Source organism: Stenotrophomonas maltophilia group sp. LNF247 (assembly GCF_054083135.1).
This window is the reverse complement of record NZ_JBSRQL010000004.1, coordinates 241,132-267,101: the sequence shown is the minus strand read 5'-3', so window position 1 is coordinate 267,101 and position 25,970 is coordinate 241,132. Positions and strand designations below refer to the sequence as shown.

The 25,970-nt window shown below is 65.8% G+C and carries 25 protein-coding genes, 4 tRNA genes and 1 pseudogene; 8 read left to right on the top strand and 22 right to left on the bottom strand.

From position 1 onward, the window contains the following. Positions 1 to 86 precede the first annotated feature (86 nt). Positions 87 to 569, bottom strand: coding sequence for a hypothetical protein (locus ACTXG9_RS06535; RefSeq protein WP_146205507.1), 483 nt, complete (start codon positions 567 to 569; stop codon positions 87 to 89). A 591-nt stretch (positions 570 to 1,160) separates the two neighbouring features. After that, complete coding sequence (locus ACTXG9_RS06530; protein WP_207050033.1) at positions 1,161 to 1,547, bottom strand: NAD(P)/FAD-dependent oxidoreductase; 387 nt, start codon at positions 1,545 to 1,547, stop codon at positions 1,161 to 1,163. Between the two features lie 232 nt (positions 1,548 to 1,779). Here ACTXG9_RS06530 and ACTXG9_RS06525 point away from each other — a divergent pair, with 232 nt between their 5' ends. Continuing rightward, complete coding sequence (locus ACTXG9_RS06525) at positions 1,780 to 2,001, top strand: helix-turn-helix domain-containing protein (RefSeq protein WP_021203602.1); 222 nt, start codon at positions 1,780 to 1,782, stop codon at positions 1,999 to 2,001. A 63-nt stretch (positions 2,002 to 2,064) separates the two neighbouring features. On the opposite strand, the gene ACTXG9_RS06520 is transcribed toward ACTXG9_RS06525, so the two are convergent. The 13 genes from ACTXG9_RS06520 to ACTXG9_RS06460 all read right to left on the bottom strand — a co-directional run bounded on the left by ACTXG9_RS06520 (position 2,065) and on the right by ACTXG9_RS06460 (position 15,814). Then, positions 2,065 to 2,140 (bottom strand) — tRNA-Gly (locus ACTXG9_RS06520). Between the two features lie 114 nt (positions 2,141 to 2,254). Beyond that, entirely contained in the window at positions 2,255 to 2,881 is a 627-nt protein-coding gene (pgsA, locus tag ACTXG9_RS06515) for a CDP-diacylglycerol--glycerol-3-phosphate 3-phosphatidyltransferase (RefSeq protein ID WP_021203601.1), read from the bottom strand. Positions 2,882 to 2,899: 18 nt separating this feature from the next. After that, the gene (gene uvrC / locus ACTXG9_RS06510) at positions 2,900 to 4,744 is read right to left on the bottom strand and encodes an excinuclease ABC subunit UvrC (RefSeq protein WP_021203600.1); all 1,845 of its coding nucleotides are present in this window, start codon (positions 4,742 to 4,744) and stop codon (positions 2,900 to 2,902) included. Then, positions 4,741 to 6,153, bottom strand: coding sequence for a hypothetical protein (locus ACTXG9_RS06505; protein ID WP_019658993.1), 1,413 nt, complete (start codon positions 6,151 to 6,153; stop codon positions 4,741 to 4,743). Before ACTXG9_RS06505 ends, uvrC begins: the two co-directional genes overlap by 4 nt. After that, complete coding sequence (locus ACTXG9_RS06500; RefSeq protein WP_134729530.1) at positions 6,150 to 6,638, bottom strand: low molecular weight protein-tyrosine-phosphatase; 489 nt, start codon at positions 6,636 to 6,638, stop codon at positions 6,150 to 6,152. The genes ACTXG9_RS06505 and ACTXG9_RS06500 overlap by 4 nt, the downstream gene beginning before the upstream one ends. After that, positions 6,635 to 7,408, bottom strand: coding sequence for a 3-deoxy-manno-octulosonate cytidylyltransferase (gene kdsB / locus ACTXG9_RS06495; protein WP_197575627.1), 774 nt, complete (start codon positions 7,406 to 7,408; stop codon positions 6,635 to 6,637). Before kdsB ends, ACTXG9_RS06500 begins: the two co-directional genes overlap by 4 nt. Before the next feature lie 74 nt (positions 7,409 to 7,482). Next, positions 7,483 to 8,502 carry a tetraacyldisaccharide 4'-kinase gene (lpxK, locus tag ACTXG9_RS06490; RefSeq protein ID WP_021203597.1) on the bottom strand — a complete coding sequence of 340 codons (1,020 nt, stop codon included), beginning with the start codon at positions 8,500 to 8,502 and terminating at the stop codon, positions 7,483 to 7,485. After that, positions 8,502 to 10,250 carry a lipid A export permease/ATP-binding protein MsbA gene (gene msbA, locus ACTXG9_RS06485; RefSeq protein WP_019658997.1) on the bottom strand — a complete coding sequence of 583 codons (1,749 nt, stop codon included), beginning with the start codon at positions 10,248 to 10,250 and terminating at the stop codon, positions 8,502 to 8,504. Before msbA ends, lpxK begins: the two co-directional genes overlap by 1 nt. After that, entirely contained in the window at positions 10,247 to 10,669 is a 423-nt protein-coding gene (locus ACTXG9_RS06480; protein ID WP_019658998.1) for an ExbD/TolR family protein, read from the bottom strand. Before ACTXG9_RS06480 ends, msbA begins: the two co-directional genes overlap by 4 nt. Positions 10,670 to 10,672: 3 nt before the next feature. Then, a complete protein-coding gene (locus ACTXG9_RS06475; RefSeq protein WP_019658999.1) occupies positions 10,673 to 11,335 on the bottom strand; it encodes a MotA/TolQ/ExbB proton channel family protein in 663 nt (220 codons plus the stop codon). 3 nt (positions 11,336 to 11,338) lie between these two features. Beyond that, positions 11,339 to 13,738, bottom strand: a complete 2,400-nt coding sequence (locus ACTXG9_RS06470; protein ID WP_111097909.1) for a DNA internalization-related competence protein ComEC/Rec2 — start codon at positions 13,736 to 13,738, stop codon at positions 11,339 to 11,341. A 59-nt stretch (positions 13,739 to 13,797) separates the two neighbouring features. Continuing rightward, a complete protein-coding gene (locus ACTXG9_RS06465; RefSeq protein ID WP_021203594.1) occupies positions 13,798 to 15,141 on the bottom strand; it encodes a sensor histidine kinase in 1,344 nt (447 codons plus the stop codon). A gap of 1 nt (position 15,142) precedes the next feature. Further along, positions 15,143 to 15,814, bottom strand: coding sequence for a response regulator transcription factor (locus tag ACTXG9_RS06460; protein ID WP_019659002.1), 672 nt, complete (start codon positions 15,812 to 15,814; stop codon positions 15,143 to 15,145). A 209-nt stretch (positions 15,815 to 16,023) separates the two neighbouring features. Here ACTXG9_RS06460 and ACTXG9_RS06455 point away from each other — a divergent pair. Continuing rightward, positions 16,024 to 16,125: pseudogene (locus ACTXG9_RS06455) on the top strand (MipA/OmpV family protein); the annotation flags it as partial. Positions 16,126 to 16,157: 32 nt separating this feature from the next. Beyond that, a complete protein-coding gene (locus tag ACTXG9_RS06450) occupies positions 16,158 to 16,442 on the top strand; it encodes a hypothetical protein (RefSeq protein WP_111097908.1) in 285 nt (94 codons plus the stop codon). A 16-nt stretch (positions 16,443 to 16,458) separates the two neighbouring features. Here the strand turns inward: ACTXG9_RS06450 and ACTXG9_RS06445 are convergent, their stop codons facing one another. After that, positions 16,459 to 16,599 carry a hypothetical protein gene (locus tag ACTXG9_RS06445; RefSeq protein WP_181451820.1) on the bottom strand — a complete coding sequence of 47 codons (141 nt, stop codon included), beginning with the start codon at positions 16,597 to 16,599 and terminating at the stop codon, positions 16,459 to 16,461. 121 nt (positions 16,600 to 16,720) lie between these two features. Between ACTXG9_RS06445 and ACTXG9_RS06440 the strand changes: the two genes are divergently transcribed. The 4 genes from ACTXG9_RS06440 to ACTXG9_RS06425 all read left to right on the top strand — a co-directional run bounded on the left by ACTXG9_RS06440 (position 16,721) and on the right by ACTXG9_RS06425 (position 18,412). Further along, on the top strand, positions 16,721 to 17,290 hold the full coding sequence (locus tag ACTXG9_RS06440; protein ID WP_111097907.1) for a peroxiredoxin family protein: 570 nt from the start codon (positions 16,721 to 16,723) through the stop codon (positions 17,288 to 17,290). A 110-nt stretch (positions 17,291 to 17,400) separates the two neighbouring features. After that, the gene (locus tag ACTXG9_RS06435) at positions 17,401 to 17,592 is read left to right on the top strand and encodes a hypothetical protein (protein WP_019659007.1); all 192 of its coding nucleotides are present in this window, start codon (positions 17,401 to 17,403) and stop codon (positions 17,590 to 17,592) included. A 63-nt stretch (positions 17,593 to 17,655) separates the two neighbouring features. Beyond that, positions 17,656 to 17,847 carry a hypothetical protein gene (locus ACTXG9_RS06430; RefSeq protein ID WP_019659008.1) on the top strand — a complete coding sequence of 64 codons (192 nt, stop codon included), beginning with the start codon at positions 17,656 to 17,658 and terminating at the stop codon, positions 17,845 to 17,847. 232 nt (positions 17,848 to 18,079) lie between these two features. Then, positions 18,080 to 18,412 carry a hypothetical protein gene (locus tag ACTXG9_RS06425; RefSeq protein WP_021203592.1) on the top strand — a complete coding sequence of 111 codons (333 nt, stop codon included), beginning with the start codon at positions 18,080 to 18,082 and terminating at the stop codon, positions 18,410 to 18,412. A gap of 96 nt (positions 18,413 to 18,508) precedes the next feature. Here ACTXG9_RS06425 and ACTXG9_RS06420 read toward each other — a convergent pair. The 3 genes from ACTXG9_RS06420 to uvrB all read right to left on the bottom strand — a co-directional run bounded on the left by ACTXG9_RS06420 (position 18,509) and on the right by uvrB (position 20,888). Continuing rightward, positions 18,509 to 18,583, bottom strand: a tRNA-Val gene (locus ACTXG9_RS06420). A 98-nt stretch (positions 18,584 to 18,681) separates the two neighbouring features. Beyond that, a tRNA-Val gene (locus tag ACTXG9_RS06415) sits at positions 18,682 to 18,756 on the bottom strand. A 107-nt stretch (positions 18,757 to 18,863) separates the two neighbouring features. Beyond that, complete coding sequence (uvrB, locus tag ACTXG9_RS06410; RefSeq protein WP_021203591.1) at positions 18,864 to 20,888, bottom strand: excinuclease ABC subunit UvrB; 2,025 nt, start codon at positions 20,886 to 20,888, stop codon at positions 18,864 to 18,866. Between the two features lie 129 nt (positions 20,889 to 21,017). Here uvrB and ACTXG9_RS06405 point away from each other — a divergent pair, with 129 nt between their 5' ends. After that, positions 21,018 to 21,554 carry a GspH/FimT family protein gene (locus ACTXG9_RS06405; protein WP_111097906.1) on the top strand — a complete coding sequence of 179 codons (537 nt, stop codon included), beginning with the start codon at positions 21,018 to 21,020 and terminating at the stop codon, positions 21,552 to 21,554. 48 nt (positions 21,555 to 21,602) lie between these two features. Here the strand turns inward: ACTXG9_RS06405 and ACTXG9_RS06400 are convergent. The 3 genes from ACTXG9_RS06400 to ACTXG9_RS06390 form a co-directional block, all read right to left on the bottom strand. Next, positions 21,603 to 21,679: transfer RNA gene (locus tag ACTXG9_RS06400), tRNA-Asn, on the bottom strand. Positions 21,680 to 21,757: 78 nt separating this feature from the next. Next, the gene (locus tag ACTXG9_RS06395; protein WP_019659012.1) at positions 21,758 to 22,180 is read right to left on the bottom strand and encodes a type IV pilin protein; all 423 of its coding nucleotides are present in this window, start codon (positions 22,178 to 22,180) and stop codon (positions 21,758 to 21,760) included. A gap of 38 nt (positions 22,181 to 22,218) precedes the next feature. Then, positions 22,219 to 25,968 (bottom strand): pilus assembly protein, encoded by a 3,750-nt coding sequence (locus ACTXG9_RS06390; protein WP_111097905.1) that lies wholly within the window; start codon positions 25,966 to 25,968, stop codon positions 22,219 to 22,221. Positions 25,969 to 25,970 lie beyond the last annotated feature (2 nt).

Below are 25,970 nucleotides of genomic sequence, written 5' to 3'. Positions count from 1 at the left end.
GCTACTGATCCACGCACCATGCATCGCAGCCAACGAAGCACCGCGCGCTACGAAAGGACCGCCGCATCAGACTCCGACCTTATGAATCAGCATGAGGACTGCCTCGTCCTGTCGTCTACCTTCTTGATGGATTCAATTTCGCGACCTTCCGTCTGCTTCCGGCCAGTGCAGAACAACACCGAATAGGCCTCTGCTGAGTGCACAGAAGAATTCAGCCTGAACACGTACGCCAAGCCTGGCCGCAGCTCCAACACTCTCTCCTTTCCTCTCAAGGGTTCGACAGCGTATGAGCTGGGCACACGCCCATATGAGAAGCAGTCACCGGGTTTCAGCATCAATGGTGCAGCACCATCCTTCAGTTCAATGCTCCAGACCCCATCGTTCTGATCACTGGCTTCAGACAACGTTGCCCAGCCTATGGGGAAAGGTGATCGGGCCTTTTTCGGAAGGCAGATCGCAGGCCGCCCATCAATAAGGGAAACTTCGGCTTGCTTGTCATACCCCAGAGGAGTCGCATGCGCATTGACGGAAAAAACGAGCATCCCGACGGCAACCAGCGGTCGAATCATCATGAAACTCCGGATGTAGATGAATAGAAGGTTTCGGCGTCCATTCATATCAATGAAGCTGGCATTCCAACGCCCGTCCATTGAGCGATGAGCATTGCGCCGTGCAGTCAATATGCAGATGGAAAAGCAGCTGAGCGCAAGGGGCCCACCAACACAGCTTCTCCATCAACTCGTACTTTCTTGGTTCTTCCTGGCCCATCACGTCAGCAATGGCAACTGTACCAAGGGGCAAGCCCGGCTGAACTCACTGTGAGAGAGAGGTCGCTTGCGAAAGCGCTACCGATGCTCTGGATATCGCACAACGCCGAGGTCTCTGTCATGTCAGCTGACCATTTGCGACATTCTGCGCAGCTGTCGAGCACTACGATCAATTCATTCAAAGTTGCCTGCGTTGTTCACTCGCCACCGACGTCCGCCTTGCATCCAGCCACAACCGTTTCGTGCGACGACCAACAGGTAGGTGCCGTCCGCAAAGCTGACACCAACGATGACCATGTCGAGATCCCAGGTGGAGAGAGATCGCAGCGTCCACTATCGGGCAGAAGCAACGCCCCCGTTCGAGAACGTTGCTTGCAGGACTGCTTTGCGCCGTCAGGCCACCACAATCCGCAGCGGATCTGCAGACGCCAGGATCTCCGCACGCTCACCCGTGGGCGGATAGATCCATTCGGTGTTGATCCGGGTCCTGAGCGCCTTGGCTTCAGCGCCGGACAGCGTTACCTGGCGATCCCAGCCCTCGGTGTAGACAGCACCCCACGGCCGCAGGTCCAGGCAGGTCACGTACTTGGGCTGCGCATACGGAATCATCGCTTCCCCGATCAGGTCAGCCGCGGCGTTGTGTCCGGTGGAGCGCCCCAGGTTCATCGCGTGCTGGCAGGACATCATCGCCACGTTGCCCTCGTCATCGGTGGCGGCATGCGCGCAGTCGCCGGTGGCGAACACCGCGTCGACACTCTTCGCCTTGAGAGTGCGATCCACATGCAGGCGACCCACCGCATCGTGCTAGCCAGGAATCTAAGCAGTCAACGCACTGGCACGTGCACCGGCCTTCCAGACAACGGTGGCGGCGTCGATGCGTTCTCCGTTTTCCAACGTCACGCCCTCCGCATCCCCGCGAGCGACGCCCGAGCCCAGACGCCAGGACACACCCAGCTCCCTGTGGGCGCTGCGCGCTGTTTGATGGTGCCCCACCCGCTGGGCCAACCGCGGTATGTGCGGCATCCACGCGGTGATGATCAATGCGCAGAAGGCCATGCGCGAAGAACTGGCACGTTCCAACCTGGCCTCGATTGCCGAGGGCGTGCAGGGCAAGGGACGCCCGGCGAGTTTCGCCGGTGATGTGCAGGAGTGGTTCGCGGACCGCCAGGTGGCACGCGAGGAAGCGCGCATCACCGGCATGCGTTGGCGCGCGACGGCGCAGGACAATGATTGATCTGCGCGGGTACCGCCGCGCATAACGAAAAACGCCCCCTTGCGGGAGCGTTTTTCTTGAATCTGGAGCGGGAAACGAGACTCGAACTCGCGACCTCAACCTTGGCAAGGTTGCGCTCTACCAACTGAGCTATTCCCGCTTGGGAGGCGAAATTTTACCTATTCCAAGGATGCCGTCAAGCGCTTTTTTCAGGGTCTGCGAGGTGCCCGGCGTCGCGTATCCGCGCCATGCGTGAATACGCGCATCGATGGGGTCAGTTGCCCAGCTTCTTCTGCCGCGAGCGCTCGCGTGCGGCGCGCTCGTCTTCGCGCAGGCTCGGCCAGGCGGCATGCAGGTACTGCAGGCCCGACCACAGGGTCAGCACCGCGGCAATCGCCAGGGTCCAGTCGCCGATATGGAACACCGGCCAGCCCATCCAGATGTCTTCCACCGGCACGTTGGGGGCCACCGAATACAGCAGGCACAGCAGCGCGACCATCTGCGCGGTGGTCTTGATCTTGCCGATCATCGCCACGCGCACCTTGGCGCGCTGGCCCAGCTCGGCCATCCACTCGCGCAGCGCCGATACTGCAATCTCGCGGCCGACGATGACCGCCGCCCAGAATGCCATCCACGGCGTCGGATGGCCCTGCACGATCAGGAACAGCGCCACTGCCACCATCAGCTTGTCCGCGACCGGATCGAGGAAGGCGCCGAAGGCCGACTCCAGCTGGTAACGGCGGGCGATCCAGCCATCGAGCCAGTCGGTGATCGCGGCCAGGCCGAAGATCGCCGCCGAAGCGAAGTTGGTCCAGGTGTAGGGCAGGTAGAACACCAGCACCAGCACCGGGATCATCACGATCCGCAACAACGTCAGCCAGGTGGGCAGGGTCAACTTCATGCTTGCGTGCTTCTCTCTCTACTCGGCCGCATCGGGCGTGGCCAACCCGTGCAGGTTAGCGTAGATACGTGCCGCGAGGGCGTCATTGATGCCTTCCACCTTGGCGATTTCGGCTTCGCCAGCCGCTTTCAGGCCGACCAGGCCGCCGAAATGCTTGAGCAGGCTGGCACGACGGCGCGGGCCGATGCCGGGGATATCCTCCAGCTTGCTGGTCATCCGCGCCTTCTGGCGGCGGCCGCGATGACCGGTGATGGCGAAGCGGTGGGCTTCATCGCGAACCTGCTGGATGAACTGCAGCGCCGGGTTGGCCGCGCCCGGGCGCAGCTCGCGTCCATCCGGCATCACCAGCGCTTCATGGCCTGCGCGGCGCTCCACGCCCTTGGCCACGCCCACCAGCAGCACCCCTTCCACGCCCAGGTCGGCCAGTGCGGCCTGCGCCTGCGCCAGCTGGCCGGCGCCACCGTCGATCAGCAGGACGTCCGGCAGCACGCCCTGCTCTTCCACCGCACGGCGGAAACGGCGATCGATGGCCTGGCGCATGGCCGCATAGTCGTCGCCCGGCTCGATGCCGCTGATGTTGAAACGGCGGTACTGCGCACGCACCGGGCCGGCCGCATCGAACACCACGCACGAGGCCACGGTAGCCTCGCCCAGGGTGTGGCTGATGTCGAAACATTCGACCCGCTTGACCGGCTCGGCCAGGCCCAGCATCTCGCGCAGTGCGTCGCTGCGCGCGTGCTGCGCGTTGCGGCTGTTGAGTTCGGTGGCCAGGGTCAGCTGCGCGTTGCGGCTGGCCAGTTCCACGTAGCCGGCGCGCTCGCCGCGCACGTTCCACTTCAGCTGCACCTTGCGCTCGGCCGAGGCCGAGAGCGCGGCAACCAGCAGGTCGGCATCGGGAATCTCGCGGTCCAGCAGGATCTCGCGCGGCGGCTCGAATTCGATGTAGTACTGCGAGACGAACGCGGCCAGCACTTCCTCCGGGCTTTCCTCGCCGTTGGTGCGGGGGAAGAACGGGCGGGTACCGAGGTTGCGGCCATCGCGGAACGCCAGCAGCAGCACGCAGGCCTGCGACCCCTGCATGGCCACCGCCAGCACGTCCAGGTCCGCGGCGCGACCGTCCACGTACTGCCGGGTCTGCATGCTGCGCAGCGAGGAAATCAGATCGCGCAGGCGCGCGGCCTGCTCGAACTCCAGCGCCTCGCTGGCGGCCTGCATCTGCTCGCCCAGCTCGCGGGTGAGCTCGTCGCTCTTGCCTTCAAGGAACAGGGCGGCGCGGCGCACCGACTCGGCGTACTCCGCTGCCGGCACCAGCTCCACGCACGGCGCGCTGCAGCGCCCGATCTGGTACTGCAGGCACGGCCGCGAACGGTTGCGGAACACGCTGTCCTCGCAGCTGCGCAGCTTGAACAGCTTGTGCATCAGGTTCAGCGTTTCGCGTACCGCGGTCACGCCCGGGTACGGCCCGAAATAGCGGCCGGGAATGGCGCGCGGGCCGCGATGCAGCGCGATGCGCGGCCAGTCCTCGCGGGTCAGCAGTACATGCGGGTAGGTCTTGTCGTCGCGCAGCGAAACGTTGTAACGCGGCGATAGGGATTTGATCAGCTGGTTTTCCAGCAGCAGCGCCTCGGCTTCCGAGCGCGTGACGGTCACGTCCATGCGCGCGATCTGCGAGATCATCGACATGATCCGCGCGTTCTTCGGACTGCCGTTGAAGTAGCTGCCAACGCGATTGCGCAGTGCACGGGCCTTGCCCACATACAGCAGGGTGTCGTCGGCGGCGTACATGCGGTACACGCCGGGCGCGGTGCTGAGCTGGGCCGCGAAGGCCTTGCCGTCGAAGGCCGGGACGGGAACGTCGGTCATTCGCTGATCGGCACTTCGCTGAGCACGCCGCTGTCGGGATCGAATCGCAGCACGGCATGGGCGTCGGTCTCGGCAATCCACACCGCCCCGGCCCCCACCGCCAGGCCGGCCGGGCCATGCAGGCGACGCGGCAGCGGTTGGGTCGTCAGTTCGCCTCCGCCCAGGCGCAGCGTGCGCAGGCGGCCGTTGCCGGTATCGGCAATCCACAGCAGCGGCGCATCCGGGCTCAGCGCGATGGCCTGCGGGAACTGCAGGCTGGCTTGGGCGCGGGGACCGTCTTCACTGCCGAAGCGCCAGGGCCCCTGCCCGACCAGGGTCTGCACCAGGTCGCCACGCAGCTGAAGCGCGCGGATCGAGGAACCCAGCGCATCGGCCACGTACAGCACCTGCTGCACCACGGCGAGCGCGGTGGGCTGGGCGAAGGCCGCCAGATGGCCGCTGCCATCACGCTCGTCAATGGAGCCGCTGCCGGCGCGCCATTGCAGGCTGCGCTGGCCCAGGTGGTAGCTCCAGATGCGGTTGTCGCCGGCCATCGCGATGTGCAGCTGGTTGTCGGCAATGGCCAAGCCGACCGGGTGGTCCAGCGAGACCTGCCGCGGCTGCGCAACCGGACCTTCCACCGGCGCACCGGGGCGCCCGTTGCCACACAGGGTGTCGACGATGCCGGTCAACAGGTTGATGCGGCGCACGGCATGGTTGCCGGTATCGGCCACGTACAGCGAATCGCGCTCCAGCACCAGCGCCTGCGGGCGATGGAATGCCGCTTCGGCAAGGTTGCCATCCATGAAATCGGCGGTACCGAGGCCGAACTGGCGCAGGATGCGGCCACCGTGGCTGCATTCAAGGATGCGGTGGTGGCCACTGTCGGCGATGTACAGGCGCTCGGTGCTGACTGCCAGCCCCAACGGGAAGCGCAGGGCCTGGCGCGGTTCCGGATGCAGTTCGCTGCCCCCGCGCGACGGCGCCGAAGGGGCTCCCTGGCACAGCGCGTTCAAGGCGCGTTCCAGTTCACCGGGGGCCCCCAGCCCGATCAGCCGTTGCTGCTCCCTGCCCTGTGCATCCAGCAGCACCAGGGTCGGCCAGGCGCTGACGCCGAAGCGGCGCCAGCCATCCCAGTCGGCATCCAGCAGCACAGGCATGGTCAGGCCCTGGCGACGCAGGAGTTTCAGTGCAGCGCTGGCGTCACGTTCGAAATCGAAGCGCGGCACCTGCAGCACCAGCGGCTGCAGCTTGCCCGGATGGCGCGACAGCCATTGGCCGAACTCGGCCAGGCGTTGCGCGCTCCAGGCGGAGGCCGCATTGACGAACAGCAGCGCGACCGGCCGGCCGCGCAGTTCGGTCAGGGTGCAGGGGGTGGCGTTGAGCCAGGTGGCGAACTCGGGCAGGTCCGGGACGGGCTGGACGTTCATGATCCGATTATGCCGGAGTCGGCGTCATGCAACAGTCGTGCCACTGCACGTTTTGCAGCATCGTCGACCAGCGACCAGACCTGTTCGAAATGATCGCTCCCGCCGGTGTACGGATCGGGGATCGCGATCCGCCCCTGCGCGCCGGACCAGGGCAGGTACAGCGCCAGCCGTTCGCGCTGCGCCACCGACGCCAGGCGACCGGCGTCACGCAGGTTGGCCTCGTCGGCACACAGGATCCAGTCGAAACGGTCGAAATCCGCGGCCTGCAGCTGGCGTGCGCGCAGGCTGCCGATGTCCACACCGTGCCCGGCCGCGCAGGCGATCGCACGCCGGTCCGGTGGCTCGCCCACGTGCCAGTCGCCGGTGCCGGCCGAATCCACCTGCACCCGCCCGGCCAGCGGCGAGGCCTCCAGGCGTGCACGCAGCGCACCTTCGGCCATCGGCGAACGGCAGATGTTGCCGAGGCAGACGACCAGCAGTTTCATCGGGCAGCCAGCGCCTGAAGAAGCGCTTCGGCGCGCTCCAGGTCCTCGGGCGTGTCGATGCCCGGCGGGAATGGTTCGGGCGAGATCGCCACACTGATCGGGTAGCCCGCCTCCAGCACACGCAGCTGCTCCAGCGATTCGACCTGCTCCAGCTGGCCCGGCGGCATTGCCGCGAACCGCTGCAGGAAACCGGCGCGGTAGCCGTAGATGCCGATGTGGCGCAGCCAGTTGTGACCGGCCGGCAGCGCGTCGCGGCTGCGTGCAAAGCCATCGCGGTGCCAGGCGATCGGCGCGCGGCTGAAGTACATCGCCTCGTTGCGCACGTTGCGCACCAGCTTGACCACGTTCGGGTCGAACAGCGTAGGCGCGTCCTCGACGGCGGTGGCCAGGGTCGACATCGGTGCAGTGCCGTTGGCCAGTACCTCGGCCACGGCGCGGATGCCGGTCGCCGGTGCGAACGGTTCGTCGCCCTGCAGGTTGACCACCACCGTGTCGTCGGCCCAGCCGGCGATGCGTGCGCACTCGGCCAGGCGGTCGGTACCGGAGGCATGCGAGGTGGCGGTCATGGCCACCCTCACCTCGGCCAGCCCGGACAGCGCATCGGCAATGCGCTGATCGTCGGTCGCTACCCAGACCTCCCGGGCGCCGGCCTGCAGCGCGCGACGCGCCACGTGCAGTACCAGCGGTTCACCACCCAGCAGGCGCAACGGCTTGCCGGGCAGCCGCGAGGCGGCATAGCGGGCCGGGATGGCGACGACGAATTCGGTCATGGGGCGGTACTCGGCAGGCTCGTTACAAGGGGAATGCGGCCGGCGGCGCGTGAATGCAAGCGCCGCTGCGTCGCTCAGTTCGGTCGCAGCTTGTCCAGGCGGTCAGTCAGCGCCACCCAGAACGCGGCGGGCAACTCGGCGCGCAGCGGAACCGCGTAGTGCCAGTCGTTGCCGAACGCCCGGCATTTCACCGCATCCTTTTCGGTCATCAGTACCGGCAGCTGGCTGCCGAAGGACAGGTCCTGCGGCTGATAGGCCTGGTGGTCGGCGAACGCATGCGGCACGACGCCGATGCCACGCGCGCGCAGCATGTCGAAGAAGCGCTGCGGATGGGCGATGCCGGCCACCGCATGCACGCGCTGGCCCTTGAAGTACGCCAGCGGGCGTGCGCGGCCACCGGCCAGCGGCTGCGCACTGTCGATGTGCAGGGCCATCGGCCACTGGCCGAAGCCACAGGCCTGTGCCGCAGTCTCCTCATCGGCCTGACCGAGATTGACCACGCGGAAATCGCATTCGCTGGCGCGGCTGACCGGCTCGCGCAGCGGCCCGGCCGGAATCATCCGGCCATTGCCATAGCGACGCTGCGCATCGACCACCTCGATCTCGATGTCGCGTGCCAGCCGGTAATGCTGCAGGCCGTCATCGCAGACGATCACATCGCAGCCAGCCTCGATCAGCGCCCTGCCGGCAGCAACACGATCACTGTCCACGCGTACCGGCACGCCGGTCTTCCAGGCGATCAGCACTGGCTCGTCACCGCCCTTGGCGGTCGGCGTATCGGCCTTTACCCACAGCGGCGTGTCGGCATCCTCGCGCCCGTAACCGCGGCTGGCCACGCCCGGCTTCCAGCCGGCGGCACGCAGGCGCTCCACCAGTGCGATGGTCAGCGGCGTCTTGCCAGTGCCACCGGCGGTGATGTTGCCAACCACGATGACCGGCACCGGCAGCGTGTAACGCTTGCGCCAGCCACGCCGATAGGCGCGCCGGCGCAGCGCGGTGACGCCGGCGTACAGCGGTGCCAGCAGGCGCATCGCCCACGGAACCGGGCTGCCGTCGTACCAGTACGCCGGGGTCTGGGTACCCTTGCCGGCCATCAGTCCTGCCTTTCGCGGAACTGCATGCTGTGCAGATGCTGGTACAGGCCGCCCAGCTCGAGCAGCTCCTTGTGGGTGCCGCGTTCAACGATGCGGCCATGGTCCATCACCAGCACCTGGTCGGCATGCTCGATGGTCGACAGCCGGTGCGCGATGACCAGCGTGGTGCGTTCGGGCATCAGGCGCTGCAGCGCGTCCTGCACCAGGCGCTCGGATTCGTTGTCCAGCGCCGCAGTGGCTTCGTCGAGGATCAGGATCGGGGCGTCGCGCAGGATCGCGCGGGCGATCGCCAGGCGCTGGCGCTGGCCACCGGACAGCAGCGCGCCGTTCTCGCCTACCGGCGTCTGCAGCTGCTGCGGCATGCGTGCGATGAACTCCCACGCGTTGGCGGCTTCGGCCGCCGCGCGGATCTGCTCGTCGGTCGCTTCCATGCCATAGGCGATGTTGGCGGCGATGGTGTCATCGAACAGCATCACCTTCTGCCCGACGATCGCCACCTGCCGGCGCAGGTCAGCCAGCGGATAGTGATCCAGCGCCACGCCATCGAGGGTGATGACCCCGCCACTGGGCTCGTAGAAGCGTGGCACCAGCCGGATCAGGCTGGTCTTGCCGCTGCCGGAACGGCCGACAATGGCCGTCACCGTACCCGGCCTGGCAACGAAACTGATGTCGTCCAGGGCGATGCCACTGTCTTCGCGGTAGCGCAGCATGACGTGGTCGAACGCCAGTTCGCCACGCACGCGTTGCACGCGGTGCTGGCCTTCGTCGCGCTCCACCGGCATGTCGAGGATGCCGAACAGGCGCTCGGCGGCGGACACGCCGCGCGAAATCGAGGTCTGCACGCTGGTCAGGCGCCGCAGCGAAGGAATGATCGCCATCATCGAGGTCATCAGGCCCATGAACTGGCCGGCATTGAGCCGGCCGGCCAGGGCTTCGCGGGTCGACACCCAGACGATCACCGCCAGCGCCAGTGCGGCCAGGAACTGCACCACGCTGGACGCCGCTGCGCGGGTCACCTCGACCTTCATGTTCAGCGCCAGCATGCGGTTGGCCAGGCGTGAGTAGCGCGAGATCTCATGCTGCTGGGTGCCGTGCACCTTCACTTCCTGCTGCGCCGCCAAGGACTGCTCGGCGGTCTGCGCCATCGTGCCCATGCCGTCCTGGATGCCGCGGCTGATGCGACGATAGCGCTTGCCCACGTAGGACACGATGGCACCGATCAGCGGCACCACCAGCAGCATCGCCAGGGTTACCTTGACGCTCATCTGCAGCATCACCGCCAGCATCGCGATGATGGTGAGGGTATCGGCCACCACGGTCTTCAGCGCGTCGGCGCTGGCCTGGGTGACCTGCTCGGTATCGAAGTTCAGGCGGCTGACCATCACCGGCGTTGCTTCGGTGTCGAAGTGCGACGACGGCAGGTGCAGGTACTTCTGCAGCACCTGCTCACGCAGGTCGCGGACCACGCTGCGGCCGGTCTTGGCCAGCGTATAGTCGCTGACCCAGGTGGCCACGCTGCGCATCAGGAACAGGCCGAGGATGGTCAGCGGCAGGACCACGGCCGCGCGCGGCTGCGGATCGACAAACCCCTCGTTGACCAGCGGCTCCATCAGCTTGGTGAAGTGATAGCCGGCCAGGGCTTCGACCACCATGGCGATGACCGCGCCCACCATGAACACCCAGTAGGTGCGGGTGTAGCCCAGCAGACGTTTGTAGATCGGCCACACCGGCGCGTGATGGGAACTCATGGACGCACCTCTGGCGCAGTTGCAATGGCGATACGACGGAAACCGAGCTGACCGAGCGCGTCCTGCGCAGTCACCACGGCCTGGTAGGGGGTGCGTGCGTCGGCGCGCAGCAGCACCGGCTGGCTGCGATCGCTGCCGGCGACCGATGCGATGGTCTGCTTGACCGACTCGACATCGCTGCGCAGCACTTCCTGGTCATTGATGAAATAGCGGCCTTCGGCGTTGATCAGCACGCTGAGCGAGCGCGGCGGCTCGTTGCTGGGCTGCTGGCTGGCGGTCGGCAGCTGCACCTGCAGCGTCGAGCGCGCATCGAAGGTGGTGGTGACCACGAAGAAGATGATCAGCACCAGGATGACGTCGATCAGCGGCACCAGATCGATATGCGGCTCATCCTGGGATCGGTCATTGCCGATACGCATCGATCAGGCCTTCGCCGTGGCAGCGTGGGCTGGCCGCGCCGGCGCGGCCGGGTTCATCACCCCGGGGCGGCCGTCGAGCGTATCCAGCAGGGCACTGGCTTCCTGTTCCATTTCCACCACATAGCCGTGGATCCGGCCCTTGAAATAGCGATGGAACATCAGCGCCGGGATGGCCACGATCATGCCGGTGGCGGTGCACACCAGCGCCTTGCCGATGCCGCCGGCCAGCTGGTTCACGTCGCCCACGCCATGGTCGAGGATGCCCAGGAACATCTGGATCATGCCGATCACGGTGCCCAGCAGGCCCAGCAGCGGGCCGGCCGAGGCGATGGTGCCCAGCGCGTTGAGGAAGCGCTCCATGCGGTGCACCAGGTGGCGCCCGGTGTCCTCGATCCGCTCACGGATCTGGTCGCGCGGGCGGTTGCGCGCTTCCAGCGCAGCGGCCAGCAGCGCGCCCAGCGGCGAGTTGGCGCGCAGGGTCTGCAGGTGCGCCGGGTCAAGCTTGCCGCGTGCGGCCCAGTTGCGCACTTCCTGGCCAAGCCCGGGCGGCAGCACTTCCGTTCGCCGCAGGGACCAGAAACGCTCCAGGATGATCGCCAAAGCCAGTACGCCCAACAGCAGCAGCGGCACCATTGGCCAGCCACCGGCCTTGACCAGTTCCCACACGTTTCAACCCTCCGGCCCAACGGCCGCTTGTTCGTTCGGCGATAGGATAGCAGCCGACCGCGCCCGCCCAGCGGCATCCCACCACCGGGATGCGTGGATACGCTGTTCACGCAGCTGCAGCCCTTGTGCACCAAGCCATACGCGGATCGCGCCGGAGTCGGCCGTGGCCAGCACTTCCGCCCCCTGCGCCTGCCAGCGTTGGACCACGTCCTGGCGTGGATGGCCGAAGCGGTTGCGGTGGCCGGCCGAAACCACCGCCAACCGTGGCGCCACGGCGGCCACCCATGGCGCGCTGGAGCTGCCACCGCTGCCATGATGCGGCACCAGCACCACATCCGCCTTCAGCGCGGCCGGAGACGACTGCAGCAGCGTCCGCTCGGCCGGTCGGCCGATGTCACCCGGCAGCAGGACCACGCCGTGGTGGCTGGCGATGCGCAGCACGCAGCTGTCTTCGTTCTCAGCCTCACGGCTGCCCGTCGCCGGGTGCAGGACCTGGAAATCTACCCCGTCCCACTGCCAGCGCAGCCCCTGCTGGCAGGGCGTCGCGCCGGCGATGGTGCTGCCCGGTGGCGCCAGCAGCTGCAGTCCGGACAGCTGCCGTCGCAGGCTGGACAGGCTGCCGGTGTGATCAAGATGGTCATGGCTGAGCATCACCTGCCGGGGCGGTGTCTGGCCGAGCGCGCGCAGGGCCGGGACCAGAATGCGCTCGTTGCCCTCGCCGCCGGTCGGAGGCCCTACGTCGTACCAGAGTGCGTGCCGCGCTGTACGCACCAGCACCGCTGTGCCCTGCCCCACATCGTGCACCAGCAGCTCCAGTTCCCCCTCGGCCGGTGCATGCCGCGCCGGCCACAACAGCGGCAGGCACAGCAGCAGGCCCGCCAGGCCACCGCCGGCGCCGCGTGGCAGCAGCCACCAGAACACCCCCGCCAATGCCGCCGGTACGGCCCAGCGCGGCGCCTCGGCCAACCACCACATGGCCTGCGGGTGCAGCGCCAGTGGCTGCAGCGCCTGCCAGCTCAGCTCGAACAGCCAGGCCGCAGCACGCCAGGACCAGCGGCCGGCTCCCTCGTGCAGCGCATGCAGCCCCGTACCCAGCAACGACAACGGCACCACCAGCAACGTCCACCACGGAATGATCGGCAGGTTGACCAGCGGCCCCAACCGCGCGGTGCCGCCGAACAGGGCCACGCACAGCGGCAACAGGCCGAGGCTGGCCACGCCCTGGGCGGCCAGGAAGCCACGCAGGCCCCCACCGGCGCCCTCCGGCCCGGTTCGCGGCAGGCACCACAGCAGCCACAGCACCCCGCCAAAGCTGAGCCAGAAGCCGGCCGACAACACCGACAGCGGCGCCGGCAGCAGCATCACCATCGCGGCCAGGGCCAACCCCTGCCCCGCACCCACCGGGCGACGTCCGGCACGGGCCAGTGCCACCAGCCCGATCATCAGCGCCGCGCGCACCGTTGGCAGCGCGCCGCCGGCGGCCACGGCATAGGCGGCTGCGGCCAGCGCTGCACCCCATGCCGCCGCCTGCGGCCGTGGCCAGCAACGTCCCAGCACCGGGCACAGCCACCACGACAAGCGGCACAGCAGTACCCCGAAGCCCGCCACCACGCCCACGTGAAAACCGGAAATGGCGACCAGATGGGTCAAGCCCAGCGCGCGCAGGTGTTCCCAGTCGGCATCGGACAGCCCGCGGGTATCGCCCAGCGCCAAGGCCTGCACGAACCGCGCGGCAGGATGTGCCACCTGCGTAGCGATGGCGTCACTGCTGCGCTCGCGCCAGGCTGGCAGGCCCTGCGCAGGCGCGCGCTCACGCGCAGCCCCCGGGTCGCGTACCGTGCCATTGCCGGAGATGTCGCGCAGCAAGGCATGGCGTTCGCCATCGAAGCCGCCGGGATTGATCCGCGAACGTGGCGCACGCACCCGCAGCGGCAACTGCCAATGCGATCCCGCACGAACCGCATGCCGCCCACCCTCGGCCTCGTGCGCTGACGACCCGCGCCACGGATCGTTCCAGGTGACCTGCAGGCGCTTGCCGCGCAGCGCTGGCAGCGCATCGGCCTCATCCACGTGCAACACGAAACGGGTGTAGCCGGGCCCCCGCTGCGGAAGATCGGCGACTCGTCCGCTCACCCGCACATCCTGCGGCGGCGCGCCGGGTGGCAGCTGGCCGTGCAACGCCCGATGCCCGTGCAATGTTGCCCATGCCAGGCCGAGCACGATTGCAGCCCAGGGGCGGCCGCGCCAGCGCAGCAGCCAGCCCGCGCCGCCGGCAACCGCCATCGGCGCGCTCAGCCACAGCGGCAGCAGCGCCGGCATCTGCACGCAGGCCAGCGCGCCCAGCACCAGGCCGGCAGCGCAGCCGGGGCCGAACAGGGCCGGCGCGGAACGTTCGGAAGCCATTCCATCAGCCTGCCGCCAGGCGCTACAGGCTGCCTATCGGGGTTTCCCCCGCGCGGCTGTCAGCGCCGGACGGTGCCGCGATGGAAGTTGACCCGGAAGCTGGCACCACCGCCGGTGGCCTCGCCGACACTGACCGAGCCGCCGTGATGCTGCACGATTTCCTTCACCAGATGCAGGCCGAGGCCACTGCCGCTGCCCGCCGCGCGCAGGCGATGGAACGGCTCGAAGATCGCTTCACGGTCACTCACCGGAATACCGGCGCCCTGATCGCTGACTTCCAGAAGGCCACGTGCATCCAGGCGCACGCAGATGGTGCCGCGCCCGCCGCCGTGGACGATGGCGTTGTGCACCAGGTTGGCGATCACCCGCCCCAGCGCCAGGCTGTCGCCATGGATCCACACGGGCGACTCCGGCGCATCCACCTCGAAGCCATAGCCGGCGCCGACCACCAGTGGCGCCAGATCGGCGGCCGCTTCACGCACCAGCAGCGCCAGATCCAGCCGCTGCAGTGCGCCGACATTGCGGTCGAGCCGCTGCAGGTCAAGCAGGTGCTCGGCGACGTTGCCGAGCCGCGCCACGTCGGTCAGCAGCTGCGATTTCAGCTCACCCTGCGGCAGCTGCGACAAGCGCGCCTGTACCACTGCAATCGGCACCCGCAGCTCGTGCGCGGCATCGGCGAGGAACTTGTCACGTGCTGCATAGCCCTGCTGCACCTTGTCGATCGCGTCGTTGAAAGCTTCCACCAGCGGCGCGACCTCGGTCGACACCAGCTGCGCATCCAGCCGCGCACCCGGCTGGCCGATATCCAGCTCCTTGGCCTGCTGTGCGGACCGACGCACGCCGCGCATCGCACGGTGGATCACGGTCGGCATCACCAGCAGCGTGATCACGATCAGCGGCAGGAAGAACCACAGGCCGATCAGGCGCAGCACCATCAGTGCGCCGTCCAGCAGCCCGCCCTTCGGCGCCCCGCCCACCATCACCGTGATGCGCCGCCCATCCTCGTTGCGGATCATCACCCGCGCAACGTCCAGATAGGGCGGCACCAGTGAACCCAGTTCGGTGGCGCCCACCGTCGGCAAGCGTGCCAGCAACGGGGCGTGGACCGCAGGAATCGTGCCGCGCTCCAGCCACGTGCCCCTGTCATCAACCGCCGCGAACCAGAGGTTGCCCCCCGCCCCGGCATTGAGCCTGTCCCAGCGCGCCTGGTCCAGTACCAGCCGGCCGCCTTCGCTGTGCACGGCTTTGGCTACCGCCTCGGCCGTGAACATGTCCATTCCCCAAGTGTCCTTGTCGCCCCAGGTCAGGATCAACGCGACCACCGCGAACAACACAGTGAAGGCCTGCGCCAGGAACAACCGCCAGGCCAGGCCGAGCGTGATGGAGCGGATCGGTCGGGTCATCTCACGCCTCCGCCAGCAGATAGCCGACGCCGCGGATCACATGGATCTCCACACCAGCCCCGGCCTGCTGCAGCGCCTTGCGCAGCTTGGAAATGTGCGCGTCGAGTGCATTGGACTGGATCTCGTCATCAAACCCGTACACCGCCGCTTCCAGCGCGCTGCGTGTGACCGTGCGCCCCTGGCGCATCGCCAGCGCCTGCAGCACCAGTACCTGGCGCCGGGGCAGTGCCAGCGGCTGGCCTCCCACCTGCGCCTGCAGCGATTCGAAGTCGAATTCCAGCCGCCCCAGGTGCAGGCGCGGCGTCACCATCGCCGAGGGCCGCCGTGAGACTGCACGGATCCGCGCCATCAGTTCCTCGATCGCCACTGGCTTCACCAGGTAGTCATCGGCCCCCACATCCAGGCCCTCGACCTTGTCTGACAACGTGCCCTTGGCGGTCAGCATGATCACCGCCAGGTTAGGCCGCAGTGCACGCGCGGTGGCGACGAACGCCGCGCCATCGCCATCGGGCAGCTGGCGGTCGAGCAACATCAACTGGTGTACCGGTTCGCGCAGCGCGATCGTAGCTTCGGCCAGGCTTCCGACCACGTCGGCGACCACGCCCTGCCGCTCCAGGCCCGATTGCAGGGCTCGGGACAGATCGGGATCGTCTTCGACCAGGAGGATGCGCATCAGGGGGTTCGGCTACCGGAAACGCTGCCGATCATAGTGCCTTGCGCCGGGTTTGGGCGCCTTCGCGTGCCGATTGCCGACGCGCAATGTTCTGACAATGTTGCGCCCGCACCATGCACAGCCATCCTCCGCAAAGTGGCTGATCGATGCCGTTGCTGCCCCCGACCCTGCTGCGCCTGTTGCTGTTCTCCGCTGCCATCAGCCGTCCGTTGGCCGCCAACCAGCGGTTCGGCGATGCAGTAAAGGACAGCCCGATGGCGCGGCGTGGGACACAGACGTCGGCCTTCGTTTCCCTGATGCGCTCGTTCTGAGCGAGCGCCCGTTACAGACAAGGACACCCCTCATGGCCTGCGTCTCCACCCCCCTCGAAGCCCATGCGATCCTGTGTGCTCCCGACCTGGACAGCGCAGAACGTGCGTATCTGGGCCTTATGCCCGATCTGGAGCATGTGGATGCGCTGGCCCGCCGCGCACTCGGGCTTTCGCGCGTCGCCGATGCGGCACGCACCTACGCGCTGTCGATGACCCTGGTCGGGCTGCGCCTGCAGGAACTTGAGATGAGCGAAGCGACCGCAAAGGAGCACCGCCAGGCTACGCTGCACAGCCTGCGGCAGGTCTTCAACGCCTGAGCGCGGGCGCGATGGCTCAGCGGAAGGTGGCCCAGGCCAGCACCGCAGCCAGCAGAGCTACCCAGACCACGGCCTTGAAGGTGCCTTCCAGCATGTTGCCGCCGAACAGCAGCTCGACGAATGGTTTGGTCCGGGGAGCCGGAACATGCTCGCTCATCTGAGACGGATCCTGAGAGTGGTAGGGACGCGCACGCCACGGCGACGCGCGGAACGCCTGCTTAACAACTCGCGCCGCAGTTCGGGTATGTTCCGGACAACGCTGCGTTCAAGGATGATCAATGCTCAAGCGCGCCCTGGTTCCTGTTGCTGCCCTGCTGCTGTCGGCGTTGATCATCGCGCTGGGATGGCAGAACCGCCAGTTGCGGCAGATCAACGAGCAGATGGCCGCCCAGCTGCAGGCCATGCAGCATGAGGCGCATGGCCTGGCGCTGGGCACGCGTGCCGATGCGTTGGCATTGAAAACCACCCAGCGCACCCGGGTGATGATCGGCGGCGAACGCAGCACTGCCCAGATCCTGTACTTCTTTTCCACCGCCTGCCGCTATTGCCTGGCCTCGATGCCGCAGCTGCAGCAGATTGCTGGCGGACGTGGCACCAGCGAGCTGGTCGGCGTGGGCCTTCCTCCCTACGATGAACTGGCCGACTACGCCGGCAAGCACGATCTGCGCTTCCCGATTGCCATCGACAGCGACGGCGATGCCGCCAGACGCTACCGCGCCACGGTCACACCGATGCTGGTGGTGCTGGCTGCAGATGGCAGCGTGGCCTACAAACACGTCGGCCAGCTCGATGAGCAGGTCGTGCAGGCCGCCATGAAGTCGCTGGCGCCTCGCCTTGCATTGCACTGAGGCGCCACGCGCCCGATCCGCGCGCCCGCCCTCGCCACCAGATTCGCGCCACAACCGGCACTCCGGTGCCTTCGGCAACTGCAACACCAACGCCAACCAAGGAGATACACATGATCGGAAAGAAGGTCCTTTCGTCCGTCGCCGGTATCGTCGTTGTCGCCGCGCTGTCGTTCGGCGCGTCCCAGGCCTTTGCGAAGCCAACCAAGGCTGGCTTCGCGCCGGGCTGCACCTACACGCCGGGCTGCGTTTTCGGCGGCAACGGGACAATCGGTGGTACCCGCATCTGCTGCCAGCCGAACTGACCTGTGCAAGGCCGTCCCGCAAACGGCCTACACCGTGCATTTCCACACCTGAAGGAGCCACGCATGATCGGTAAGAAGAAGCTGTTCTCGTCTGTCGCCGGTATCGTCGTTGTCGCGGCCATGGCCTTCGGCACCAGCCAGGCCTTTGCCGTTGCGCCCAAGACCGGCTATGCGCCCGGTTGCGAGCCGCATCCGAGCTGCCCGTTCGGCAACTCCGGCAAGCCTGGCCAGGTGCTGTGCTGTGATCCGCTGTAATCGAAGCCGAGCTGCGGGTCGCCAGCGCTGACCCAGCGCAGCGGTGTTGATCGGCGCCCACCCGCATTGGGCATCGCGCCGGGCCGTCTCTTGGGGCGGCCCGGCACTTCCGGCCCCGGATTCATCCTTCCCCGGGCGCCTTGGCGCGCGCTTTACCGGCTTTCGTCGCATACCGGTTTCACACCGCAGGGGGCAGTGCCACGCTGGACTCCCTTCTCCGGAGCACCGTGCCATGCCGATGCTTGCCCTGCTGCTGTTGTGCGCTGGCCTGTTCGGCCGCGATACCGACGCCGGGGATGCTTCCCTGCGCAGCCAGATCCTGCAGGCCGAGGCTGGGCAGGCAGGAGCATCTCCAATGCCGGATGAGAAAGCAGACCCGGCCACCCTTCAGCTTTACCGGCTGCGCCAGGATCGCGTGCTGCGCGTGGGCAACCAGCCCCTGCGGGCGGACACCCCGCAGCAGCGCACCGGCTCGGCACGCGTTGCGCAGGTCTGGGAACGCGTGGACGGGCATTGGCGGCTGCAGCGCATGATCAGCATCGACGAATGGGTGGCCCAACGCTGACCGCTGGCTGCAGCCCACTGGCGCAAACGAAAAAAGCCGGCCCGGGGCCGGCTTTCATTCTGATCCACCGTTGCACCGGCAGTGCCGGGAGCCAGGTGGTGGGCGGTACAGGGTTCGAACCTGTGACCCCTACCATGTCAAGGTAGTGCTCTACCGCTGAGCTAACCGCCCATCTTGTTCTTGCCGCCCGAAAGCTGGCCTTGCTACGTAAAAACCCGGCGCCAGGGCCGGGCTTTGCATTTCACGACAGCCCTCTTCCGAGGACTTCGTGGTGGGCGGTACAGGGTTCGAACCTGTGACCCCTACCATGTCAAGGTAGTGCTCTACCGCTGAGCTAACCGCCCGTTTTTGCTTCTGAACGTTCGCGATTGCGTCGGTGCAGGCCGCGTATATTACGTATGCCCGCCGTGAAGTGCAATACTCTCGTGAAGAAGATGCTGCACTGCCGCGTTCAGCCCAGACTCGCCTCCTTCAGCTGCCTGATCTGGTCGCGCACGCGGGCCGCGTCCTCGAATTCGAGGTCCTTCGCATGCTGGTACATCTGCTGTTCCAGCGCCTTGAGACGGGACGCCAGCTGGGCCGGGCTGAGCGAGCGATAGTCGCCCCCGTCCTCGGCCACGCCAGGCCTGCCCTTGCCCTTGCCCTTCTTCGCTTCCTTCTCTGCCGCATCCGAACGCGCGCCTTCCAGCACGTCGACGATCGGGCGCGCCACCGAGCGCGGCACGATGCCATGTTCCTCGTTGTACTCGACCTGTTTGGCACGACGGCGGTCGGTCTCATCGATCGCGGCCTGCATCGAACGGGTGATCTTGTCCGCATACAGGATCGCCTTGCCACGCACGTTGCGCGCGGCACGGCCGATGGTCTGGATCAGCGAACCGGTGGAACGCAGGAAGCCCTCCTTGTCGGCATCAAGGATCGCCACCAGCGATACCTCGGGCATGTCCAGGCCTTCGCGCAGCAGGTTGATGCCGACCAGCACGTCGAACTTGCCCAGCCGCAGGTCGCGGATGATCTCCACGCGCTCGACCGTGTCCACGTCCGAGTGCAGGTAGCGCACGCGGATACCATGTTCGGTGAGGTATTCCGTGAGATTCTCGGCCATGCGCTTGGTCAGCGTGGTAACCAGCACGCGGTCGCCCGCCTTGATGCGCGCGTTGGCCTCGCTCATCAGGTCGTCGACCTGGGTACCGACCGGGCGGATCTCCACCACCGGGTCGATCAGGCCGGTCGGGCGCACCACCAGTTCGGTGATCTCGTCACCGGCTTCACGCAGTTCATAGGGCCCGGGCGTGGCCGACACGTAGATGCTGCGCGGGCAGCGCTCCTCCCACTCCTCGAAGCGCAGCGGGCGGTTGTCCAGCGCCGACGGCAGGCGGAAACCGAATTCGACCAGGGTCTCCTTGCGCGAGCGGTCGCCCTTGAACATGGCGCCGATCTGCGGAATGGTCACGTGCGATTCGTCGATCACCAGCAGTGCATCCGGCGGCAGGTAATCGAACAGGGTCGGTGGCGGCTCGCCGGCATTCTTGCCGGTCAGATGCCGGGAGTAGTTCTCGATGCCGTTGCAGTAGCCAACCTCGGCCATCATTTCCAGGTCAAACTGGGTGCGCTGGGCCAGGCGCTGCGCCTCCACCAGCTTGTTCTGCGCGTACAGCTGCTCCAGCCGCTCCTTCAGCTCCACCTTGATCGTCTCGATCGCTGCCAGCACGCGCTCGCGCGTGGTCGCGTAGTGTGTCTTCGGATAAACAGTGAAACGCTGCATGTTGCGCAGCGTCTCGCCGGTCAGCGGGTCGAACAGGGTGATCTTCTCGACCTCGCCATCGAAAAGTTCCAGGCGCAGCGCCTCGCTGTCCGACTCGGCCGGGAACACGTCGATCACTTCGCCACGCACGCGGAACGTACCGCGCTGCAGCTCGTACTCGTTGCGCGTGTACTGCAGCTGGGTGAGGTGATTGATCAGGTCGCGCTGGTCGATGCGCTCGCCCTTGGACAGGATCAGGCGCAGCGACAGATAGTCCTCGGGTGCACCCAGGCCATAGATCGCCGACACCGTGGCTACCACGATCGCATCCGGGCGCGACAGCAGGGTCTTGGTCGCCGCCAGCCGCATCTGCTCGATGTGCTCGTTGATCGAACTGTCCTTTTCGATGAAGGTGTCCGACGACGGCACGTAGGCTTCCGGCTGGTAGTAATCGTAGTAGCTGACGAAGTACTCCACCGCGTTGTGCGGGAAGAATGCCTTGAACTCACCGTACAGCTGCGCCGCCAGCGTCTTGTTCGGCGCCATGATCAGCGTCGGCTTCTGCACGTTCTGGATGACGTTGGCGATGGTGTAGGTCTTGCCCGAACCGGTGACGCCCAGCAGGGTCTGCTTGGCGATGCCCGCTTCGAAGTTGCTGGTCAGCTTTGCGATGGCATCAGGCTGGTCGCCTGCCGGCGAATACGGCGAGACGAGTTCAAAACGGTCGCTCATGGTGTTGCCAGTTCCCGGGAAGAGTGAGTATACGGGGCAAGCGGTGACGGCCAGCTGAGGGGTTTCCGGGCAGGCGGGCGCGGCAGTGCCTGATGGCGCCGGCGACGCTGGACGAGGGAGGCTGGACTCATGCGCCACTGCCCAATCCCCAGCCCTACGGCGCCGCGAGGCATGCACCTGGTCGAACTGATGGCGGTGGTGGCCGTGTTGGCCGTGCTGCTGGCCGCCGGATGGCCCACCCTGCATTCGATGCTGTTGCGGCAGCGTGCGGACGCCACCCGTATCAACCTGCAGTCCGGACTCGCTGCTGCGCGCTACCAGGCGATCATGCGACGAAACTTGATCGGCATCTGCGCAAGTACCGATGGCCACCACTGCGGCGACGACTGGAGCCAGGGGTGGGTCATCTACAGGACAAGCGGCCGGCGCGAACCACCCTCTTCTGCCGACGCTATTCTGATGCACCAGGCAGGCTTTCCGAACATCAGGATCCGGGGAACCACCAGCAGTGGCCGGCCGCAGCTTTACTTCCAACCGGATGGCCGCAGCCCTGGAGCCAATCTGACGCTGCGCATCTGCGCGGACGGCCGTGAGCACTCCCGGATAATCGTCAGCAACAGCGGGCGCGTCCGATCAACACGGACCAGGACCGATCGACCCTGCTGATAACAAAAAAGGCCTGCGGATGACCGCAAGCCTTTGATGCGTATAACCTGGCGCCCGAAGTTGGACTCGAACCAACGACCCCCTGATTAACAGTCAAGTGCTCTAACCGGCTGAGCTATTCGGGCGGGGAGGCGCATTGTAATCACCTCGATCAGAGAGTGCAACACTCCTGCCCACGACGCCCGCCGGCGTGCTTTTCCACATCACCAGCATTCGGACAGCGTGCCCTTGGATGTCTTCACATTGGCCTGGTTGAGGGACAGGTCACCACACTTGTCTTCGGCCTGAGCATTGGCAGCCGTCGCCGTAAACGTAAACGTCGATTGCGCGGTTTCCATGGACAAGGTGTAGGCCGCAGTACCGCCCTCGCGTGGCGAGTTGATGGAATCAGCTCCGCCCGGGAAGGTGAAGCCCACATAGGTGTTGTTGATGGTGTGGTAGCGCTCGGCCAGCTGCGCATACTCCACCAGATCGGCCTTGGCCTGCGCACGCCGCGACTTTCGCACATGCTCACTGTAGTTCGGGTACGCGATCGCAGCGAGGATCGCCACGACTGCCACCACGATCATCAGTTCAATGAGAGTGAATCCGCGGGCCAGGCGGCCAGGGGCGAACGTCGTGTGCATTGCAGCAACTCCATTGATCGACGAAGCACGGACACTACTCACTGGATCTGCCTCCACGACTGGCGACCACACGGGTAAGGCAAGTACATCGGTTTTGCACCTGCCACCGAAATCTGCATCAGGCAGGCCTCGCCCGGCGGCGTCGGTGGAGGAGTCCCTGGTTCACCCGGATCCGGCGGCGCAAGGCGAGGGACCACAGAGGTGGTGACATCCCTGACCGGTGCGTTGCCGCCCGTTTCCAGGGGTACACCGGCCGTACCTGCCCCCGGCGACGTGCCGTCCGGTGCACCGAAGCGCACCTGCGACATTGCCGCTTCGCCACTGCCGGCCTGCAGGCCAAACACCCAGTTCGCGCCATCCACCGAGCAGCCCTTGGCCTCGGACGGGATATAGGTGGGCATGAACACCACTCCGGAAACGATGCGCGGATTGCCGACCGCACGCTCCTTGTTGGACAGCGTTACGGTCCAGCCGCGGCTCAGCGCCGGAACAGTGCCCGGAAGCAGGGTGCGAACGCCATTCTCAAATTGCGCCGCGAACGGGCGCAGATTGGCCGACGTCAGCGTAGCACTGGGCTGCCCGGTTTCAACGTCATTGATGCCATACAGCGCCTGCACCGCAGCGTCGTTCTCATCGCCGTAGTACGAGAAGCTGCCGGTGCCGAAGATCAGCATCACGCCACCGGATGGGCCTGTGGTTACCGTCAAGCCGCCGGTGATGGGTTGGCGATAGGTTCGCTTGTCACTGCGATCGACATGGGTATCGGTGGTGAACAGCGGAACCGTCGGTGCCGCGTCGGCACGCAGGTCGAACTTCCAGACCGCTCCGCGCTTGTCAGCACCATAGACGGTATCAGCAAGACCATCGCGGACCCGTTCGTTCTGTCCAGCCCCACCCCAACGATCCACCACCACAATGTTGCCCAGCCCATTGCTGCCGGCAGGCAGATCCGTACCCGACTCGACCGCCTCTATCATGCGAATCGTCGGCGTATTGCCAGCCGCCATGTCGACCACGAACAACACGGCTTTTCCGCTCTTGCTTTCATAGCCATTGCCAAAGATCGCCCGGAAGCCCACCGAGCCGTCAGAGTTCTTCATCGGCACGATCACCGGCTTGCCCAGCACGTAGCCGATATTGCTCCTTACGTCCTCATCCAGCGAGGCGTTGAGATCACTGATCTCCCACAGCAGCGAACCGGTGCCGCCGAAGCTGGCCGGATCAGACACATCCAGCGCGAACACGCTGCGCCCACCGGCACCCGCCGTGCCGACCAGCGAGGTCGTCCAGCTTCCGCCGCTGTAGGTATCACTGATCGTCACCGGGCCATCGACATAGTAGCGATGCTGGAAGCGCTGGACGTTCTGGTTGGTGGGATCGTTGGGCAGCAACAGATTGCCCATATGACCCAACGATGTGGATGGGATATAGGCAAACAGCTCCTTGCCACCATCGCTGTCCATCTCGCCATCCGCGCCCATGCCGCCATCAAAGGCGTGCAGCATCCCGTCGTTGGCAGCCGCGTAGACCATGTAGCGTCGGTCATTGCGCTTGGTGACCATGTAGTCGGCATAACTGGTGCCCATCGCGCCTGGCAGGCGACGGAAGCCGTAGTCATCGAGCGGCGAGCTAAGGGCCGGCGTAGAGGTGATGATGTCCCCAAGCACTGTGGTACGGTCGCGCAGCTTGCCGCCGCTGCGCTTTTCGTTGGTTGTGTCTCCACGCAGGTACGCAACGGCGGTAGCCGAATTAGTGGCGAGCCCTTCCAGTTCCGAGGCACTGCAGATCAGCATGCCCGGATACATCACACTGGACTTGTCGCACAGGTTGGCCAGGCTGACATTACTGCCGGTGAAATCAACCAGTTCACCGTTGCGCCAGAAGCGGATGCGGCGCGATGCGGCCGCTGGCATCTTCGCCGACGCTTCCCATGCCTCCTCCGAGACAATCCCGCGCGTAGATTCGTCCACTTTCAGCGAGTAGGCATGCAGCCTGCCGTACCAGTCGGTGCCGTTGTTGGTCGCCTCGTAGAACGGCTCCACCGACAGCGAGCCCACGCCGATACGAGCCCCCGTCAACGAACGCGAGCCGGACGGCGTGGCCCCCTGGGCAACATTGCTGATGATCCGGCGCATGGCAGCGGTGATTTCGCCCGGGCGCGTGGCGTTGACCATCTCGCCGCGGGTGTCATACACCGCGTTCCACAGCTCGTCGACCGCTTCCGGCTTGAGATCCTGCGTCGTGGTCGGGAAATTGGGCTTGACAACATACGGATCTGGGCTGAGCACCCAGGGCCTCTTCGGGTCCGGAAGGTACTTGACGCCGAACTCTTTGCCCTGAGTACCCAGCGTCACACCGTAGAAGTTCATGTGCAGTTTCTTGTTGCAGTCCAATGACGGGTCCGGACTGGAACTGCTGCACTCTGCAGGAACCGGCACAGAGCCGTTATCAAGGTCTTCGACTAGTGGGCCCTTGTAGTAGGGCGCCACCAGGTCCTTCATCAGAGTCTTGTTGCCGCTTTCATTGATATACCCATCAGTGAACAGCATGCCCGCATTCTTCTGGCAGGCCAATAGCACTGGCGCGCCATCATCCGTGCGCTGGAACTGCTGGCCAAGGTAGTCTGCAGCAGAACGGTTAGGCGTGGAACCACTGGCTCGCATTCTGCTCATGATGTCGTAAAGCAACTTCGACTTTTCGGTCTCGTCGGTCATGTTGTGCATCTTGACCTGCTCACGATCATTGATACGGAACCAGCCCACGCGCAGGTTCGTAGTGCCATGCAGCGCATTGGTGGCCGCACCGATCAACGCTTCGCGACGGGTCCGATACAGGCTGAACCAGTTGGCGAAGTTCTGCATCGCCTTGTTGTACTTGGCCTGGTCCTTGTTGAAGTTATCCAGCTTGATCTCATACCTGTAGAGCGTACCCGGACGCCCGCCAACGGGGTTGGTCACCGCCACCGGGGATGCGGTATAGCCGTAATCGGCCGGCAGCGAGGCCGGGTTTTCCAGGTAGAACGTGGCTGGATAGAACACCATTGCGGCACTGCAGCTTCTGCTCAGCGTCACCTTCTGATTCAGCACAGCGAAGCCGTCCTTCACACTGCTGTTCCGGCTGGTAATATCGCTGCATCGATTGTTTTCAATCCTCGTATCTTTCGGCAGTTCCATACCGCTATAGAACTGAAAACGCCAGTTTGCGGCTTTTCCGCTCACAACAATGGACGTCATTGTCGAATTGGCAGCGAGATTAAGGATGCCGGTCTTCTTGCCGTCTGGCGTACCCGGTCGCGGATCCAGGGGCGCTGCGGCCGGATCAATCGGAACACTTGGGAAATTGGCAGCCGAACCCGTAAGCCCGGTTTTCCAGGAATCATAGGTCTCGCGAGGATCAAAGTAGGAGCCGTTGACATCCGGAGATCGCACAAAGCCATAGGCATCCAATGGCGGAACTGCCAGATTTGAATCTCGGCCGTAGCTGGGGAAAACATAGTGATACATGTTCCCGGAATCGACATAGCCGTACGCCACATTGCCACTGTAGAAGCTCGTCCCGCTCCAGCGATAGACACCGTCGCGGGTATTGTTCAGCACCTCCCACAGCATCGAGCCGGAATCATCCAGCGCCATCAGGAATGCCGGTGCCGTCTGCACCTGGATGTTCAGCGGCGCCTGCGCCAGCGTACCCTGGCCCTGGGCCGCCATCAGGGTATAGATGAAGTAGCCCCCACCCAGCGCCAGTGCGGCGCCACCTGCGGCCATGAAGCGGAATTTGCGCGAAGCCATGG